At 40.6% G+C, this 19,683-nt stretch carries 12 protein-coding genes and 1 pseudogene; 1 reads left to right on the forward strand and 12 read right to left on the reverse strand.

Going from position 1 to position 19,683, the window contains the following annotated elements; genetic code table 11:
* Positions 1–1,215, reverse strand: coding sequence for an ornithine--oxo-acid transaminase (locus tag NON16_RS02420; RefSeq protein ID WP_257346800.1), 1,215 nt, complete (start codon positions 1,213–1,215; stop codon positions 1–3).
* Positions 1,216–1,297: 82 nt separating this feature from the next.
* A pseudogene (locus tag NON16_RS25530) lies at positions 1,298–1,428 on the reverse strand (hypothetical protein); the annotation flags it as partial.
* A gap of 388 nt (positions 1,429–1,816) precedes the next feature.
* Here NON16_RS25530 and NON16_RS02430 point away from each other — a divergent pair.
* Positions 1,817–3,229 carry a sigma-54 interaction domain-containing protein gene (locus NON16_RS02430; RefSeq protein WP_257346802.1) on the forward strand — a complete coding sequence of 471 codons (1,413 nt, stop codon included), beginning with the start codon at positions 1,817–1,819 and terminating at the stop codon, positions 3,227–3,229.
* A gap of 260 nt (positions 3,230–3,489) precedes the next feature.
* On the opposite strand, the gene NON16_RS02435 is transcribed toward NON16_RS02430, so the two are convergent.
* The 10 genes from NON16_RS02435 to NON16_RS02480 form a co-directional block, all read right to left on the reverse strand.
* The gene (locus NON16_RS02435; RefSeq protein WP_257347195.1) at positions 3,490–4,977 is read right to left on the reverse strand and encodes an AbgT family transporter; all 1,488 of its coding nucleotides are present in this window, start codon (positions 4,975–4,977) and stop codon (positions 3,490–3,492) included.
* 257 nt (positions 4,978–5,234) lie between these two features.
* Complete coding sequence (locus tag NON16_RS02440; RefSeq protein WP_257347197.1) at positions 5,235–6,557, reverse strand: hypothetical protein; 1,323 nt, start codon at positions 6,555–6,557, stop codon at positions 5,235–5,237.
* A 54-nt stretch (positions 6,558–6,611) separates the two neighbouring features.
* Positions 6,612–7,946 (reverse strand): amidohydrolase, encoded by a 1,335-nt coding sequence (locus tag NON16_RS02445; RefSeq protein ID WP_257346804.1) that lies wholly within the window; start codon positions 7,944–7,946, stop codon positions 6,612–6,614.
* Positions 7,936–9,033, reverse strand: coding sequence for a M20 metallopeptidase family protein (locus NON16_RS02450; protein WP_308216574.1), 1,098 nt, complete (start codon positions 9,031–9,033; stop codon positions 7,936–7,938). The genes NON16_RS02445 and NON16_RS02450 overlap by 11 nt, the downstream gene beginning before the upstream one ends.
* 410 nt (positions 9,034–9,443) lie before the next feature.
* Positions 9,444–9,890 (reverse strand): DUF2306 domain-containing protein, encoded by a 447-nt coding sequence (locus NON16_RS02455; RefSeq protein ID WP_257346805.1) that lies wholly within the window; start codon positions 9,888–9,890, stop codon positions 9,444–9,446.
* A gap of 247 nt (positions 9,891–10,137) precedes the next feature.
* Complete coding sequence (locus NON16_RS02460; protein WP_257346807.1) at positions 10,138–11,589, reverse strand: carbon starvation CstA family protein; 1,452 nt, start codon at positions 11,587–11,589, stop codon at positions 10,138–10,140.
* Positions 11,590–11,816: 227 nt separating this feature from the next.
* The gene (locus NON16_RS02465) at positions 11,817–12,548 is read right to left on the reverse strand and encodes a LytR/AlgR family response regulator transcription factor (protein ID WP_257346809.1); all 732 of its coding nucleotides are present in this window, start codon (positions 12,546–12,548) and stop codon (positions 11,817–11,819) included.
* Position 12,549: 1 nt separating this feature from the next.
* Positions 12,550–14,286 carry a sensor histidine kinase gene (locus NON16_RS02470; RefSeq protein WP_257346811.1) on the reverse strand — a complete coding sequence of 579 codons (1,737 nt, stop codon included), beginning with the start codon at positions 14,284–14,286 and terminating at the stop codon, positions 12,550–12,552.
* 799 nt (positions 14,287–15,085) lie between these two features.
* Positions 15,086–16,405: a 2-oxoglutarate dehydrogenase complex dihydrolipoyllysine-residue succinyltransferase gene (odhB, locus tag NON16_RS02475; RefSeq protein WP_257346813.1), complete on the reverse strand. Its 1,320-nt coding sequence runs from the start codon at positions 16,403–16,405 to the stop codon at positions 15,086–15,088.
* Complete coding sequence (locus NON16_RS02480) at positions 16,402–19,284, reverse strand: 2-oxoglutarate dehydrogenase E1 component (RefSeq protein WP_257346815.1); 2,883 nt, start codon at positions 19,282–19,284, stop codon at positions 16,402–16,404. The genes odhB and NON16_RS02480 overlap by 4 nt, the downstream gene beginning before the upstream one ends.
* Between the last annotated feature and the right edge of the window lie 399 nt (positions 19,285–19,683).

Below are 19,683 nucleotides of genomic sequence, written 5' to 3' on the forward strand. Positions count from 1 at the left end.
TCACACCTCATTTGATTTGGATAAGACGTGTTGAATTTTTTCTATCGCCCACTCTAGATCATCCTTTTCAATGACAAGCGGAGGTGCAAAGCGAATCACATTTTCATGCGTTTCTTTACAAAGGAGTCCTTCTCCTTTTAATTTTTCACAGTAAGGGCGAGCGGGTTCGTGTAATTCGACTCCGACAAACAGGCCTTTACCACGTACTTCTTTAATCACCGGATTATCAATTTCTCTCAGTTTTTCTTGAAAATATCGACCGAGTTCAAGTGAACGTTCAGCCAGTTTCTCTTCCTCTATCACCTCGAGCGACGCAATTGCTACAGCACTGGCAAGTGGATTTCCACCAAACGTCGAACCATGGGATCCCGGATTGAATACACCGAGAACATCATGGTCAGCTGCAACGCAAGAGATCGGCATTACACCACCCCCAAGGGCTTTCCCGAGAATAAACATGTCAGGCTTTACATCCTCCCAATCACATACAAACATTTTACCGGATCGCCCAAGTCCCGATTGTATTTCGTCGGCGATAAACAGGACGTTTTGCTGTTGGCAAACTTCATAAGCTTCCTTCAAGAAACCTTCTGGCGGAATATTGATTCCAGCCTCTCCCTGGATCGGTTCCAATAGGAAAGCAGCCGTATTAGGGGTGATCGCTTGTTTCAATGCTTCAACATCTCCGTACGGAACAACCTTGATTCCCGGTAACATCGGACCAAATCCGCGTTTGTTTTCGGGATCTGATGACAAAGAAACGGCTGTCATCGTCCTTCCGTGGAAGTTCCCTTCACAGCTGATGATTTCAGCGTGATTTTCAGGAACACCCTTTTTGTCATAAGCCCAGCGTCGTGCGGTTTTTACAGCCGTTTCAACCGCTTCGGCACCTGTATTCATTGGAAGGATCATATCTTTCCCAGTCAACTCAGATACCTTTTTATAAAACGGACCCAGCTTATCATTATGGAACGCACGGGATGTTAATGTAACGCGGTCAGCTTGCTGTTTCAAAGCCTCAATGATCTTCGGGTGTCTGTGGCCCTGGTTGACAGCTGAATATGCACTCAACATGTCCATATATTTGTTACCTTCCGGATCCTCAACCCACACACCCTCCGCTTTTGAAATAACGATTGGAAGCGGGTGGTAATTATTTGCACCATGTTCAAAAGTCTGTTCGATGATGTCCTTTGATGTTAATACAGTCGTCATTTTTTATTCCTCCTAAAAAATTAATACATTTCAGATTGAATCTGCCAAACTGTTCTTTTTGAACCATAGCGGAACGTTCCTACAAGCGGGTGCCGACATCCCTGGATCCGGTAAATGTGCTCAAGGATGTTTTGGGATGATCGATAGGTAATCCTCGACCTCTGCCCCGCTTCCTGGAACTCCAGATTCTTGCAAAACCTCTACAAATTTAGAGAGAAATCTGTAAATGGTTCATGCTAATACGGTGTTAACGTCGTTATCCCTTCAAAAAGTTTTTTCATACTATTCTTAAATGCAAGTTCTATGCCAAAAATGAAATAGCCTGAGTGTACTGTTTTGGTACAAATTTCTGTCGAAGGACTCCGAGGAGGCTGTCATCGCTGCCGAGGCCTGCAGTGATCCGTTAGCTGGATCGTAACTAGAAATCATCTTTTCCTCGCAAAGAATTTTTAAAACACGAAGAAATAAGCATCATTTTTAAAAATATTGGTGTTGAAAAGCAAATTAATTTTGCACTACCACGAACATGCCTAAGTAACCGCCAATTAATTTTGCAGTTCGACTATGAATCTATTAAGATAGAAAAAAGGGGGATTTCCGAATGGAACCAAATGGGAAACACGATGTACAGACATTAATCCGTATAAATGATTTATATAAAAGACTGCTTGATGAAATAGATGTCGGTATTCATGTGATAAATGACAAGGGAAAAACGATCATCTATAACCAAAAGATGATGGAAATCGAATCAATGGCGAGTGAAGATGTACTTGATAAAAACTTATTGGACGTCTTCATGTTCACTGATAATCAGAACAGCACACTTGTTGAAGCTTTGAAAACGAGTAAAACTACAGAACACGTTAAACAAACGTATTTCAATAATAACGGTAAAGAAATCACTACGATCAACGACTCCTTTCCAATCATAGAAGACGGGAGGATTACAGGTGCTATTGAGATCGCCAAAGATGTGACACAACTTGAACAGATCATCAAGGAAAACGTGCTGAGAAAACAAGATACCCCATTTACGTTTGACAAAATCATCGGGGAGAGTGAGTTGATCCACACGGTCATCGAAGAAGCCAAAAGAGCTACACGCACTATATCCTCCGTACTCATTGTTGGCGAGACCGGAACAGGTAAAGAGTTATTTGCTCAGAGCATCCATAATGGAAGCAGCCGGTCATCCGCTCCTTTCATCTCTCAAAACTGCGCTGCGATCCCAGACAGTTTAATGGAAAGTCTCTTATTTGGGACTAAAAAAGGGGCATTTACAGGTGCTGTAGACAGGCCAGGCCTTTTCGAACAAGCTGATTGCGGGACATTGTTGTTGGATGAAATCAATTCTTTGAATCCTTCCTTACAGGCAAAACTTTTAAGAGTGATCCAGGATAAAACGATAAGAAAAGTTGGGGATACGAAGGATAAAAAGGTGGATGTCCGTATTATCGCAACCATTAATGAAGATCCGATCGATGCGGTGGCGAACAACCGGCTGAGAAAGGATTTGTTCTACCGCCTTAGCGTAGTTACATTGTTCATTCCACCTCTTCGTGAGAGAAAAGAAGACCTCAGGAGTTTGACCCAAAGCTTTATAAAAAAATACAACACTTTGTTTCACATGAGTGTAAAGTCAATAAGCGATGACGCAGAACAGTTTCTGTATCAACATGATTGGCCAGGAAATGTAAGAGAATTAGAGCATATGATTGAGGGTACGATGAACTTAATCATGGATGAAGAAACAATCACGGTCGAAAATCTTCCAGTAAGGTTCCGTAAACGATACCAGAAGAATGGACATCCGGCATCTTATGAGGGTATAAGTCATACCGCTGAAGGCAATCGCACCCCGAAAACATTACGTGACAAAGTTGCAGAGGTAGAAAAGTATTATGTCCAACAAGTTCTTGCAGAAAAGAATAACAATATTTCACAAGCCGCAAAAATTCTTGGCATCAGCAGACAGAGCTTACAATACCGATTGAAAAAATTCAATATGTAGTCCTTTTTATGAAAAAGTCTAGATTGAGAAACGCAAAACACCATTCACAGTAACTGGTGTTTTGTCTGTATAAAACAAGTAGCCAAACCCAAGTGAGTGTGTTTTTAATTCGTTAAAAGACAAACAAACCCGCTCAAATAAAGGCGGGTTTGTTGAGTTTATTCTATTTACACGTTAAGAAAGTATAAAAATACTTTCTATAGTATAAGTGTAACTACGGCGATCACCTGCGCTAAGGCTTGGTGCTAGCCAAGTTTTCTTTAATTCAAATACATTCCAACTCCTGGTCCAAGTGGAATCCCTAGTAAAGCGAAAACAATCAACAGGATCGTCCATACGACAAGGAATATGATGCTATAAGGCAGCATTAAAGAAATCAGTGAACCTAAACCAGCTTTTTTATCATAATCTTTCATGAATGCCAGAACAATGATGATATACGGATTAAGCGGTGTGATAATATTCACTGATGAATCCGCTATACGATATGCTGCTTGTATAAAGGCTGGATCATAGTTAAGTATCATGAACATTGGAATGAAGATAGGTGCTTCCAATGCCCATAGCGCTGATCCACTAAAAATGACGAGAGCAAGTCCAGCTGTCAGCAAAGTGAATCCGATAATCACTGGAATACCTGTCAGATTAATCGATGTTAACAATTCTGCACCGTTCACGGCAATCCAGGTTCCCATGTTGCTCCAGTTGAAATAAGCGATAAATTGGGCAGCAGCAAAAATCAACACGATAAATCCTGACATATCCTTCATTGCTTCACCCATGAATTTTGCTACATCACCGGATTTTGTTATTTTCTTTACCGTAATACCATACGTTACACCAACCGTAATGAAGAGGAATAAAATAATTGGGACAATTCCTTGTAGAAACGGCGAAGGTATAATTCCACCATCTTCATTTCGCAGCGGAGAATCTGGAATGAATAATACTGTAACGAGGATAGCAATGAAAACAAGGGCAGAAATACCAGCGTTTCGAAGCGCTTTCCCTTCTAATGGACTCACTTCATCTAATTTCTTTTCAATTTTACCCTGATATACTCCGAGTCTTGGTTCTATAATTTTTTCAGTAATTAGAGCTCCAGCGATGGAAAGGATAATGACGGATACACTCATAAAATACCAATTGTCTACCGCTGTAACAATTACACTTGAATCAACACTTTTAGCTGCTTCTGTTGAAATCCCCGACAGTAAGGCATCCGTTCCGGCTATGATAAAGTTTGCTGAAAATCCAGCCCCTACTGCGGAAAATCCAGCCGCAAGTCCTGCGAGTGGGTGTCGTCCTACCGTCGCAAATATCATCGCAGCTAAAGGTGGAATAATAACAAATGCAGCGTCAGAAGCTAAGTTTCCTAAGATTCCGATGAAAATGACCGCATATGTGACAAGAGACTTTGGCGCATTCAAAATGGACTTTTTAATGGCAGTCTCAAGTAATCCGACCTTTTCCGCTAAACCAATACCGAGCATCATTGCTAAAACAACACCCAATGGCTTGAACTCTGTGAAATTGGTGAGCATTGAGGTCAGAATATATTGTAAGCCTTCTTCAGAAACAAGGCTTTTAATAGCTAATTTCTCTCCCGTGCCCGGATGTACGACGGTTACACCAAAACTACTGACTAGCCATGATACGAGGATAGCGAATACAGCTAAAAGTACAAATAGCATAAACGGATCAGGCAGTCGGTTACCTACTTGCTCAACCGTATTCAAAAAACGCATTAAACCTTTAGATTGGGGAGATGTTCCTACACCTTCCTTTTCTAAATTGGCCAATTTTCATCACTCCTTTGTCATTATGGAATATTTCCTTAATTTTTCCTAATATATTTTTTCGATAAAAACCCTGAATTTCCTGCTTCGGTTTTGTAAAATTCCAAATTTTCAATATAAATACCGTGGTGTTTAAGAAGGTTCGGTTAAAACACCTAATGTCTTGTGACAAAACCGTACCCCTTCCAAATATTTGGAAGGACTTACTAAGGACGATTTGTTTCACTTAAATTCAGCTTATATATTTTTCGAGGACGCCCTCTTGCACCTGATTGCTCTTCTCCAGAAATTTTTGCCAAACCTAATTGTTCCATTTCAAATAAGATTCTTCTTGCGTTTCGTTCTGTACTTCTAATCCAATGGGATAGTTCCTGTGAAGTGACCAATTCTTTCCCGTAATGTCTTGCCAGCGATTCAATTTTGGAGACCATTGTCGAACTGATGTTAGCTTCCTTGAATTTCTCTTCCCATTTTAATCCCCATTTTCGTTGTTCAAAAGAAATCGATTGTTCACGATGGAAACTCTTTGTTACCTTTTTATCTTCATTAACGCTTACAACGACAGGAGATTCGTGCTGTCTTGCATATTGAAAAGCAAGACGAACATTTTGTTCTGCACTTAATGCTGTTAAACCGTAACCTAAACCCATTCTAATTTTCAGTTTACTTTGGACATATGAATTATCGATCAAAGAAAAAAGAGAATTCGCATTAAGCTGTAAATCTAGCTCCCCTCTAGTTGTATAAATATAAAAATGTCCGTCGGCAATTTGGACAAATGAACCATTCACCTGTTCCGCATAATCTAGAATCGTCCGTTTCAGCTCTAATTCGTTGCGTTTCATTTTATAGGAATAAAGCTGCTCTTCGGAATTGGTAGGATAGATGACTTCTACTCCTAAAATAGCAATCTGTGCTTTACGATACCACGTTGATTGTCCTCTTTCTTTTAAATATTGAAGGACAAGCTGTATGGCTAATACCGAAGGGGTGACGCGGTAACACGGGATCCCTTTCTCTTTTAAACTTGCAAATACAGATTGAATACAAGTTATGGCCGTATCAATTTTGCCTTCTTGAAATAATTTCTCATGAAAGTTACTGATATCTTCTGCAGGTAAATAACCGCTGTATGGATAGGTGTGAATCGTGATTGAATCAAGCGAAAATGATTTCTGGACTGATTCGATTTCCGACATTTGAATCGTATCTAAACTCATTCTTTTTAAAATCCTATTTTCTTGAACTTGTGCTTCTAATAATGTTCCAAATAAACTGGATCCATATAGTGGCGCAAAGCTTCCTTCCTCTTCTTTAATAGCGCCTTTAGAAACAGCATAATAGTAGGGGGATTGGCCGGAAAAGAACCACTGATCGACAAGGTGTTTATTCTCAAGAATAATCGTTTCAGTCTCTTCAGTCCTTTTATAAGGGAAAAGAATAAGCTCCAATTCACTAAACCCGGATGCGGCATTCTTTATTCGTTCAATTGAATCTTCCGGCCCGATCACGCCTAATCGAATTTTCATGTTCTTCACTCGCTTCTACTCTTATATTTGTGGCAAGGATATTGAACAACCTCCTTAAAGATTATCGGAATTGTGGCATGAAAATAGTAATCTTCCGATCGTTTCTACAGCAATGGCTAGTACTCGTTCATCAAAATCGAACTGCGGGTGATGATGCCCTTTGGCGAGTGGGGTGCCAAATAATAGAAAGGTTGCTTTTCCTCCTTTTTGCTGTACACGATTCATCATATACGTAACATCCTCTGATGCCCCCAGCGGCAGTTCAGGGATGATGCGCTTAATAGCAGGACTTTCCGCACAAGCTAGTTCTACCACCCTCACCCACTCTTCATCACATTTTGCTTGTAACCCATCACCAACAATCTGTATGTCTACATTTACATCGTATAACCCTGCAGTTGATTGAATGATTCTCCTTGCTTCATCCACCATATAGTGATTTAATTCAGTCGTTTCTCCTCGTGTTTCAAGTTCGATTTTGCCAATATCAGCAATAATATTTCGTCCATTTCCTGCTTCTAACTTTCCTACATTAATTCGAGTTGCTCCACTCGAATGGCGAGAGATACCATGAAGATGCAGGCTTGCAGCTGCGGCAGCTAACAAAGCATTTTTGCCCTTTTGCGGTTCAACACCAGCATGGGCAGACTGTCCATCATACGTAACATTCATTTTCGTAGTGGCTAAAAATTGGGATGTTGTTGCGGCGATATCCCCAATTTCAAGTGAATGAATCCCGATATGTCCGCTTATAAAATAATCCACGTTTTCCAGCCAGCCTTTTTCAACCATCGCCTTTGCACCTCGGCTCCCTTCTTCAGCGGGTTGGAATAACAATGTGAATTTTCCTTCTAATTGATTTTGAAACTTCTCAATAAAGTGAGCTGTACCCAAGCCGATTGCTGCATGGCCATCATGAGCACACGCATGCATGCTGCCATCATGTTTAGAGCGAAAATCAGATTCTTGTGGAAGATGACTTGATTCGGTCGATTCAATGATCGGGAGTGCATCAATGTCAAAGCGAAGTGCAATATGTGGGCCTTTTTTCCCTGTATCCCAGCTTGCAACGAGCCCTGTATGTCCTCCTATCATTTTTTCTAACCATTCATCGGGTACACCAGCCTTTTTCGCTCTTTGTTCATGTTCACTTAATACGGTTTGTTCTGGGATACCCATTCGTTCTGAACTAACTAACACGTCTCTTCCTACAGTCAAGGTGAAACCTAATGATTGCAATTGTTTTCCGATGAAGAACGTGGTTTGGAACTCAGTCCAACCTGTTTCAGGTATTTGATGCAACGTTCGTCTCCATTTCACAAATGATTCATTACGTTCTTGAATAAAAGACGTGATTTCTTTGGAAAGATTCTCTTCTTTACTTGTCATACTCACTCTTCCCTTCATCTAATTGAAAAAGTGTATCGATTGCCGCTTGTGCCATCATTTCCACTCCTAACGACAATGATCTTTCATCAATTTGAAATTGACTATGGTGGAGTGGTTTCTGTTTCTCATTGTTTGGAAGAGCAGTCCCTAACCAGAAAAAAGCTCCTGGATACCTCAGTAAAAATCGACCAAAATCCTCTCCACCTAAACTAGGTTCTATTTCGAGTGTAGAAGACGATCCTAATAGTTGATGTGCCGTCGTTCTGATTCGTTCTGCCCATTCAGGTGTGTTAACCGTTGCCGGATATCCATCCAAGTATTCAATTTCAGCCGAAGCTTTCAAAGATTCGGCTCCCCCTTCTACTATAGAAATCAAGCGTTTTTTAACTTCCTCTTTAACTTCTGATCGGTACGTACGAACAGTCCCTTCAAAAGTCACCGTCTCGGCAATAACATTATGGCGGCTCCCTCCTTCAATTTTCCCAATAGACAAAACAGCTGAATCTAAAGGGTTAACATTACGGCTTACAATCGTTTGTAAATTCATAATGATGCTGTTTGCAACTATGATTGCATCTGTTGTCTGGTGCGGCATACTTGCATGCCCGCCAGCACCTTTAATACGAACTTTAAAAAGGTCGGAATTCCCCATGATTGGTCCGGAACGAATCCCGATTTCCCCGACAGGAAGATCAGGCCAAACATGTTGTCCGAAAATGACATCTGGTTGATAACGGTCGAACACTCCGTCTTGTATCATCGGAATAGCTCCGCCAACAGGTGAATTTTCTTCTGCCGGTTGAAAAACAAGGAGCACACGGCCAGGCAGTTTTTGTTGAACTTTGTTAAGCAAAATCCCTGCACCTAACAGCATTGCTGTGTGAGCATCATGACCACACGCATGCATTGTTCCATTCACTTTGGAAACAAAATCGTGATCATTATTCTCTTGTATCGGTAAGGCATCAATATCAGCACGTAGCGCAACCGTTTTGCCTTGCCTTTCTCCTTCAATTACTCCTAATACGCCGGTTTTGGCATAACCAGTAGTGCATTGAATTCCGTGATGTACTAGTTTTTGTTGGATTTTTTTGAGGTTTCAAATTCCTCGCCGCTCAATTCGGGAAACTGATGAAGGTTTCGTCTAAAAGCTATAATTTCTGCAAGGAATGTTCGTGCTTCCCCTTTTATAGAAGGCCTCATTGTATTAACCATCTCCTTATTCTTTTGGTTTAAAAGGAAAGGAATCATTTTCAGAAGGAGGGTGATTTTTATCGGTAAAGTTCCGTATAATTACCGTTAACATAGAGTATTAGACATTAATTTGGCTAACACCTTCTTTATGTTAGATTATTTTATTTATTTTGACTCTCTATTCCTATTTTTTTCTGGATCATCCACTAGACAATCACGATATTAAAGACAAGCCCTACCCATATGTTCACCTTTAAACTTCTTCGATCATCTGTTCTCTCCCGCCTGGAAGGGTGAATTCATTTAAGACAACATAACAAAGCAAAGGAGAAGAACTGGCACCAGCAAACTGGCACTAACTGCTACCAGGGTGATACCAAAGCTTCTTATCATCCATATACGATGTTCGTTAAAGCGTTTTTTAACAGCTTTACGGTATCCTTTCCACGTAGTGAATAACCATAAAACAGCTAATGTCAGAACAGATAGTGCTTTTGTAAAGTCTTCTACGTAACAGATCACCACGAAAGCAAGCAGGTCACTTATTAAGACACTCATGACATAAGCCTTGCCGATATTACGATGAATCTTTAAACTTTTAAGTCGAATACGTTCGATAAACTGAAGAAATCCCGTCACTAAAGCGATAAAGGCAAAAATAATATGCATCACGAGTGCCGGATATTGGATAGTTGCTGATGTAATAGTTACACGACTTTTAGCAGGATCGAAAGTCAAATAGGGAATCATAAATAAACACCCATTTCGTAATTGAACGGGAGTTTTTTGGGCAGTCTACTTGCACAACACATGGCCTCAGGATTAAGTGAACTTAGTAAAAAAGTAAATTCTTTTCCTGAAAACCAACTGCAACATTTTACAAATCCACAAATGCTTTTAGATCCCAATGCTTTAAAAAAAGTTAATACCGACTTTTCATAGTATAAAAACCTGAAATGTTCGGTATTAACCTTAAATTTTATTTATAGTGTACCCATCAAGATGCTCTTTCCCATCCGGAAATATCGTCATCAAGCGGAATGTTGTTTGCTCTCGCTTTTTTAGCTGCGATGAAGAATACGACTGTGGTGGCAACAGTTATAATTGCTCCTCCAATATAAGATACTGGAAGAGGTAAGCCGAAACCAATCGGTGCGTTAATAATATAAGTTGTTGTGGCCATTGTCATGAAAGCACCGGGTATCATCGCAATCCAATAGTTTTTCTTCGCGATGAACAGATACATCGCACCCAACCATAAGGCTATCACAGCAGTAGATTGGTTTGCCCAGGAGAAATATCTCCATAACAGAGTGAAATCAATTTTTGTTAAAGCAAATGATAGTATGAATAATGGAAGCGCGATCCATAAACGGTTCACCAATTTCATCTGAGAAAAATTGAAATAATCGGCAATGATCATACGTGCACTACGGAAAGAAGTATCACCTGACGTAATCGGAAGGATGATGACACCCAGAACTGCCAGTGTGCCACCAATTGCACCAAGCATCAATGTAGAAGCTTCGCTTACCACAGCTCCTGGACCCCCTTCTGCAAGAAGCTCGTTCAAGCCAGTAGAACCGTTGAATAGACTCATTGCAGCCGCTGCCCAAATCATTGCAATGATACCTTCTGCGATCATCATTCCGTAAAAGATTTTCCGTCCTTGCTTTTCATTTTGAGTCGTACGTGAAATGATCGGTGTTTGTGTTGCGTGAAATCCTGATAGTGCTCCACAGGAAATTGTTAAGAATAACAATGGGAAAATCGGTGCGTTGTCCGGGTGCAGGTTTGTTAGTGAAATTTCAGGAATTGGAGCTCCTTTTATAACTAGGCCGGCACCTACCCCAACTGCACTGATAAGAAGTAATGCTCCAAAGTAAGGATAGAGTCTTCCGATGATTTTATCAATTGGAAGCAATGTGGCTAAAATATAGTATAGGAAAATTGCCCCTAGAATTAACGCCATCGATATTTTGCCATCCATAAGGGTATAAAGTAATCCAGCTGGTGATGTTACAAATACTGTACCTACTAAGAGTAGTAATAGGATAGCGAATGCATTCACCACGTGCTTCATTACTTTACCTAAAAACTTGCCAGCTAGCTCCGGAAGATGGGCTCCGCGGTTACGGATCGAAATCATTCCAGTCAAATAGTCATGGACAGCTCCTGCAAAAATACAGCCAAGCACAATCCATAGAAAAGCGACCGGGCCATAAAGCGCTCCCATAATCGGTCCAAAAATCGGTCCTACACCGGCAATATTCAACAATTGAATCAATGAATTTTTTTTGCTGTTCATCGGAAGGTAATCCACATCATCCTTATGAGTGTATGCCGGTGTCGTTCTTGCTTCGTTGACACCAAAGATCTTTTCTACAAATTTACCATATGTGAAATATCCTACAATTAATAGCAATATTCCTGCTAAAAATGTATACATGGTATTTCCCCCTTTACAAACAATGAATGCGTTTACATATAGTATATAGGAGAAATGATGCAGGAAATCTTTTTTGGATTATTATGCAGAAAATCATGGTTATCATGTATGTATGGATAAGTAACATGTAAGAAAATACTGAAAATACTATTTACTTCGTGGTGTTCTTTTAAATTATTTTTACCCTTCCCATAAATGAATAGATCTCAGGGACACTTGAAGACTGATTATAATTCCAGCCTTGCGCGGAGTCCTTTGATATAGTTTCTGCTGACAGACAATAATTCGGGTCGACCCTCGACTTCAAGCTGATAGGCACCATTGAACCAGGGTGTCAGTCGGGTAACATAGGTCATGTTCACAAGGTAGCTCTTATGGATCCTATAGAAAGGATAGGACATTAATCGGTTATGCAGTTCCTTTAGAGGGGTTTTGGTTTCGTATTCCCTTGATTTGGTGATGATTTTTGATACCTTTTCATCACGATATATGTATAAAATATCGTTTGGCTCCACAAAGATGATTTCTCCATCCTCGTCCACTGCAAGCTTGCCGGATATTCTTTCAGTATCAGTTTCTGAAGACGTAAGTAATAGCTTTTCCAGTCTTGTTATAGTTTTTTGAAATTGTTCTTCGTCATAAGGCTTTAGTAAATAGTCGATTGCCTCATAACGGAAGGCTTCAGCAGCAAATTGTGGATAAGCTGTAGCAAATACAATCAAAGGAATTTTCTTGAGTTCCATGAGCGATTTTGCCACTTCCATCCCGTTCATCTTCGGCATTTCTACATCTAAAAATACGACATCTGGCAGAGTCTGAAGACATTTCATTACCGCTGTTTCTCCTGAATCCGCCTCTCCGACAATTTCGATAATGGCATATTCACCAAGTAGGTGCTTTAATTCATCTCGCGTATATCGCTCGTCATCGACAATCAATGTTTTGATTTTCTTCACCATCTTATTTTTCCTCCGATTTAGGAATTACAAAAGCAACCTCGGTTCCCTTGTTTAACTTACTTGATATCTTTATAGCAGCAGTGTTGCCAAACATCATCGTTAATCTTCTGTTGACGTTATAAAGACCGATGCCGGAACCCTCTTTGGACTGAATGATTCCTGTTCCAATGTCCTCCATTCTGTCTCCGGATATCCCCTGGCCGTTATCTACTACCTTTACTTTTACGTTATTTTCTTCTTGAAAAATTGAAATTTTAATCTCACAATCCTTTTCCATATGCTTAATCCCATGTTTAACAGCATTCTCGACAATAGGTTGGAGGGTAAGCGGCGGGATATTAACACCAAGGACAGACTCCTCTATATCATAAACAACCCGAAGTTTATCAACGAACCGAGCTTCTTCTATCGCTAGATAGGCCTTCACGTGCTTGAGTTCTTGTTCAAGTGTAGTCGTACTCATTGTTGTAGCGTTCAAGTTTTGGCGTAGAAAGTGAGAAAGGGAGATCAACAGCTTTCGAGCCATTCCCGGGTTGATCCGGATAAGGGAAACAATTGTATTAAGCGAATTGAAAAGAAAATGTGGGCTTATCTGGGCTTGAAGTGCCTTGATTTCTGCTTCCTTTGCTAATTGATATGATCGTTCAGCCTCAGCAATTTCAAGCTGATTGCTGAGAAGTACACTTAAGCCGGAGGTCAGTTCAATGATCACATTTGTAATTTTCTTTTCTGACTGAAAATAAAATTTCAATGTACCGATGGTTTCACCACGCTGTTTTAATGGAGCAATCACTACGGCACCAAGTGGGCAATTTTCCTGTCGACAATGGATTGTTTGGTCATTTGCAACAACAAGCTCACCGTGTTGAAGGACATCCATTGTGATTTGGGTCTGGATAGGTTTATTGGCATGGTGATGGTCGTAACCAACCCCAACATGAGACAGGATTTCTCTCGTATTTGTAATAGAAACGGCACTTGTTTCAACTTCGTTGTACAATATTCTACACACAGCCTGAGCAGACTTATTAGATATGCCGTTCCTAAGAAACGCCAGTGTCTGGTCTGCAATCCGTAATGTCTTTTGAGCTAGAACCGCACCGGCTTTTTCTTCTTCATTCACAACGTTTTTAATAATTAGCAGAAAAAGAGCTGAGCCGATTCCATTAGCGACAATCATCGGAATTCCTATAACCTCAACAAGTGCAATCGCTTTTTCAAGCGGACGTGAAAGTAGGATTATCACAAGCATTTGAACTAATTCTGCCAGGGCCCCAACAAGAAAGGCAACGGATAGTTTGACATGCCTATTTTTACGAAAAAAAGCCCCAGAAATGACTCCGGCTATGATTGCGGCGATCCCACAAGAAAAAGCTGTGAATCCTCCTAATGTAAATCGATGGATTCCAGCTATTAATCCGGCGCCTAACCCAACCTTATATCCCCCAAACAGACCTGCTAGGACAACTCCAATGACTCTTGAGTTGGCCAATGCTTCATCAGAGGCCAGGTTAGCATCCCAACGGTCAAACTCCATTGAGCCTGTATGAAATGCCAGTCCGGAATAGGTCCCGATAATGCCGAAAAAGCCAAAAAATAAAATAGCTATATATTGCTGACGCTGATTGATTTTCTCAAGATAAATCATATCCCGAAAAAAACGAAACCTCGTTAAAATGAAGGCGATTGTAACAATAATCCCTAGCCTTTCCATCATTGTAACCAGCAGTTCAAACATGAGTCTGCTCCTTTTTTCTCAGTTCTTAAGACTAGTCATTTTTCATGAGTAAAAAAAGTATAAAAGTTTGCGGCATGGATGTAATGTCCAGCTTCAGCGCCCAACCACTTGGATGACTTCAGGCCTCCTGTGGCGGCAACACACTAAAGTACTCCATGTATATTCCCACGCAGGACCGAACTTGTTTGGGCCGAGCCTCCTCGTCGGTCTTCCAGTGACCTTCGTGGTTAAGCAGGGCGCTTGCGCTTTTCTTACACGTAAAGAAAGTATAAAATTTTGCTGCATAGATGCAATGTCTAGCTTCAGCGCCTAGGTGCTCGAGGTCGCTTCGATTCTTCCACAAACACAAAAAGCGTGTTATGTTACAGAATCTCCAGCGCTTGTCGCACCTGGTCAAGGCGCTTCCGCTTTTCTTATTCCATTTGTCTATTTCTTCTTTCATTTTAGTAGATCGTACCAAAATAATCAAAAGCGTGATTGATATGAAGATATACATATAAGTATTTGTATGCTTTCTTAATGTGCAAAAAAGGGGCTGTCCTCCACATCAAATTTCATTGATGTTTTGGATCAGCCCGCTTTTTCTTAAGAGGTAAGAAAGTATAAAATTTTGATGCAAAGAGGCAATGTCTAGCTCCAGCGCCCAGCCACTCGGATCACTTCAGTCCCCTTCCGGCGGCAACACACTGATTTACATCATGTGTATTCCCACGCAGGACCAAACAGAGTTTGGTTCGAGCCTCCTCAGTGGCCTTCCAGTGACCTTCGTGGCTTCCCAGGGCGCTTGCGCTTTTCTTATCTATCCTTCCAGTAACAATGATTCTGGATCTTCTAATAGTTCTTTTACTTTTACAAGGAAGCTGACAGCTTCACTGCCGTCGACAATTCTGTGATCGTACGAGAGTGCAATGTACATCATTGGCCGGTTTTCCATTCTTTCTTTGTCTATGGCTACTGGACGCCATTGGATCGTATGCATTCCGAGTATGCCGACTTGAGGAGCATTCAGAATCGGTGAAGACATCAGTGAGCCGAAGACACCGCCGTTCGTAATCGTGAATGAGCCGCCTTGAAGTTCGTCAATCGTCAGTTTTTTCGTCTGAGCTTTTTTTGATAGGGACTTAATGTCACGCTCAATTTCTGCAAAGCTGAGTTTGTCCGCATTTCGGACAATAGGCACGACAAGACCTTCTTCTGCACCAACTGCAATTCCAATATCGTAAAACTTTTTGAGCAGCATTTCATCCCCTTGAATTTCAGCATTTAGTCTTGGGAATTTTTTTAATGCCCCTACAACTGCTTTTGTAAAGAAGGACATGTAACCTAGTTTCACATCGTGTTGTTCTAAAAACTTTTCCTTACGACGTTTACGGATATCATTGATCGCTGTCAAGTCTACTTCGTTGTAGGTGGTCAACATTGCTGCGGTTTGCTGAGCTTCAACAAGTCTTTTCGCAATTGTTTGACGTCGCCGTGACATTTTAATCCGTTCTACTGGTTTATCTGATTTTTCATCAGATGCATTTGATGTCTGTGGACTTGTTTTCTGAGCTTTGGATGGTTTCGTTTCTGTTTTTTCAGCCTGAGATGACGGTTGATTTGCATGACTCTTCACATCCTCAGGTCTAACTCTACCCAATGGATCATTTGACTTAACTTTATTCAAATCTACACCAAGCTCTCTTGCCAATTTTCTTGCAGCTGGTGAAGCAATTGGACGGTTCGTTTCGTTTTGTTCTTCTTTAGAAAAAGAAGGCTCTGGGGTCGTGTTTTCCTCTGATTTCTTTTCACTTCTAGGAGCTGATTCTTCCTGTTCGATAGATTCACCTTGTGATTGTTCCTGAGTTTGTTGAGGAGATGACCCTTCCCCACTAGCTGCATCTTCCGCGTCATTGAGCTTTGCAATCACTTCGCCTACTTCAACTGTATCACCAGGCTCTTTTAAGAACTCGTGGATCACTCCATTGTTTTCGGCACTCACTTCTACATTTACTTTATCGGTTTCAAGTTCGACGATGGAATCCCCTTTGTTCACTTGATCACCTACATTGACTAACCACTCTGAGATTGTTCCTTCTGAAATAGACTCTGCAAGTTCAGGTACTTTAATCTCTATCACGAAACATTACCTCCTTCACTGGAAACAGTATTTGAATTGTTTAATTGTAGCGCTTGGTTTATTATTCGTTCTTGTTCTTTTTTATAGATATCAGGTTCTCCTCCAGCAGGACTGGATCGTTCAGGACGACCAATATAGGAAACCGAAACCTTGTCCGAAGCAGTTGCTTTAATCTTTGATTCGATATATGACCACGAGCCCATGTTTCTAGGTTCTTCTTGGACCCAAATGATTTCTTCCAGTTGTTCATATTCTTGAAGTAACTCTTTCAATTCATTATCTGGAAACGGATATAATTGTTCAACCCGAAGAATATCAACCCAATTCCAATTTAGATCATTCGATTCGATGGCGGTTTCTAGATCTATTGCTATTTTTCCACTGCATAGAATTACACGCTTTACCTGATCGGTTTGTCCGCCAAGATTTGGTGGATGTAAAACAGGATGAAATTGTCCCTCACTAAATTCAACATGAGAAGAAGCTACTCGTGGGTTTCGAAGTAGACTCTTTGGTGTCATGATAATTAAAGGGCGAACTTCATCTTTATTTGTTATCGCTGCTTGCTTACGTAAAATGTGAAAATATTGTGCTGCACTTGTCAAGTTAGCAACGGTCCAATTGTTTTCAGCTGATAATTGCAAAAAGCGTTCAAGTCTTCCACTTGAGTGTTCAGGGCCTTGACCTTCATAGCCATGAGGTAAAAGTAGAACGAGTCCTGACTTCTGTCCCCATTTTGCCCGGCCTGCTGAAATGAATTGATCATAAATCACTTGAGCTGCATTCGCAAAGTCCCCATATTGTGCTTCCCAAAGAACGAGTGTTTCAGGTGCAAATACATTATAGCCGTATTCGAAGCCAACAACAGATGCTTCCGACAATGGACTATTATGAATAGCATACGATGCCTTTGCTTGTGTAAGCGTGTGTAAAGGTGAAAATGATTTCCCTGTTTTACTATCGTGTAATACGAGATGACGATGAGCGAACGTCCCTCGTTCGGTATCTTGACCTGTCAAGCGAATCGGTGTACCGTCTTTCAGGATCGTAGCAAAAGCCAATGTCTCAGCTAACGCCCAATCTACCTTTCCGCCCTCTTCAAGTGCTTTTTCACGACGCTTTAGGATTCTTTCTAATTTTGGATAAACGGTAAATCCTTTTGGCCATTTTAGTAAATCTCTATTCATTTCTTGAAGAGTTTCAAATGGAACAGCTGTCTTAATATTCAAAAGTCCTTTTACAATCTTTTCTGGCGGTTCCAACTCTTTTACTTCGCCATCTTTATTATTTTTTGAAACTTTTTCATACTTGGTTTGAAGTCTCTCCTGAAAATCCTGCTCGATTTGTTTCGCTTTTTCGTCTGTAATCACACCTCTGGATTGTAAAACGTTAGCATATAGATTACGGACCGTGGGATGATTATTGACCTTACTGTACAACTGTGGTTGTGTTGTTGATGGGTCATCCATTTCGTTATGACCAAAACGACGATAACCGATTAAGTCAATAAGGAAGTCCTTTTGAAACCTCGTCCGGTATTGATAAGCCAGACTGATAGCGGCAATACACGCTTCGGGATCATCGGCATTCACATGCACAATTGGAATTTCGAAACCTTTAGCAAGGTCGCTGGCATATTTCGTAGATCGGGAATCTGTACTCTTTGTCGTAAATCCTAATAGATTGTTTGCAATGATATGTACGGTTCCACCAGTTTGGTATCCTCGTAACTGACTTAAATTAAGCGTTTCAGCAACAATTCCTTCTCCTGGAAAGGCTGCATCACCATGAATTAGTATTGAAAAAGATTTTGTGACATCTTGTTGAGGATAACCGGTTGATTTGCGATCCTCCTGTGCTGCACGTGTATACCCTTCAACAACTGGGTTAACGAATTCCAAGTGACTCGGATTATTTGCTAATGTCAAACATGCAGGTTCGATATTATCTTCCTCTATTTCTCGATCTGCGCCCAAATGATATTTAACATCACCTGTCCATCCATAATTAATACCCATTGATCCTTCGGAGGGAACGAGTTCTTTATTTGGTGAATGGTGAAATTCTGAAAAAATCTTTTCGTAAGGTTTTCCTAATACGTGGGCCAAAACATTTAAGCGACCGCGGTGAGCCATACCAATCATAACGTTACGAGCACCATCGTGAACACCTTCTTGAATGATGGTATCGAGCATAGGAACCATCGTATCAAGCCCTTCGATTGAAAACCGCTTTTGTCCAACAAAAGTTCGATGCAAAAATTTTTCAAAACCTTCTACTTCTGTTAACCGTTGTAAAAGGGCAATACGCTTCTCAGATGACATAGATGGGTATACGGAGCCTGACTCTACCATATCATTTAGCCATTTTCTTTCACTCTCATCATGTACATGGCTAAACTCATAAGCTAAGGACTTTGTGTAAATTTGCCTTAACCGTATTATAGCTTCAAACCCTGAAGTAATATCATTAGGTGCATCAGCCCAAACGATTTCAGCCGGAATCGATTTCAAATCTTCTTCACTGAGTTGATATTCTGCAGGATCGAGCAACCGAAAATCCTTTTGTACTTCCTCCAAAGGATGAATCTCAGCGGCTAAATGCCCATAAGTACGAATATTATCGGCAAGTCTGACAGCTGAAACCACTTTCTTCATAGTTGTCGCAGCATTTGTGGTTTTGAATGGTTCAGCCGGATGTTCGGTAACACTTTCAGTCGAAGCTGGTGGCGGTCCCCACCTTTCAAAAAGTTCCTTTATTTTTGGTTCAACAGAATCGGGATCCTCTTTGAACTGATCGTACATTTCAATCGCATAGCCAAGATTGGGACCATAAAACCCCTGCCAGGGTTCTTCCCTATTTGGTTGGTTAGTACTCATTCACAATACCTCCAAGTGCTTATGGTGATTTCTGGGGTGATTATTTAAATCATTAATTGGATCCTAGAAAATTATATATACATTTAGACAATATGTACAATACTTAGAATTCCTTATTATACAACAATCTAAACTTCTAGATACATTTAACTCCCCATTTAAGATAACATAATAACCCTTCCCAATGGTACAGGAAGGGCTGGTTTTGTAGGAAATTGAAGTAAGTATATTGTTTTCAATAAAAATTTAACTTCTTGGCTCTTTTTATCCTGCTTTTTGAACGTACTATAAATTGATGTTGGTTTTAAGAAGGTTAAGCATACAACGATGTTTACTAGAATTTTTCACGTCATTACCCGCGTTTTAGCTCAAAAATCAGGTAAAACAGAGAAGGAGCGA

The sequence above is a fragment of the Pseudalkalibacillus decolorationis genome (assembly GCF_024609785.1).
In the GTDB taxonomy this organism is placed as follows: Bacteria; Bacillota; Bacilli; order Bacillales; family Fictibacillaceae; genus Pseudalkalibacillus; species Pseudalkalibacillus decolorationis.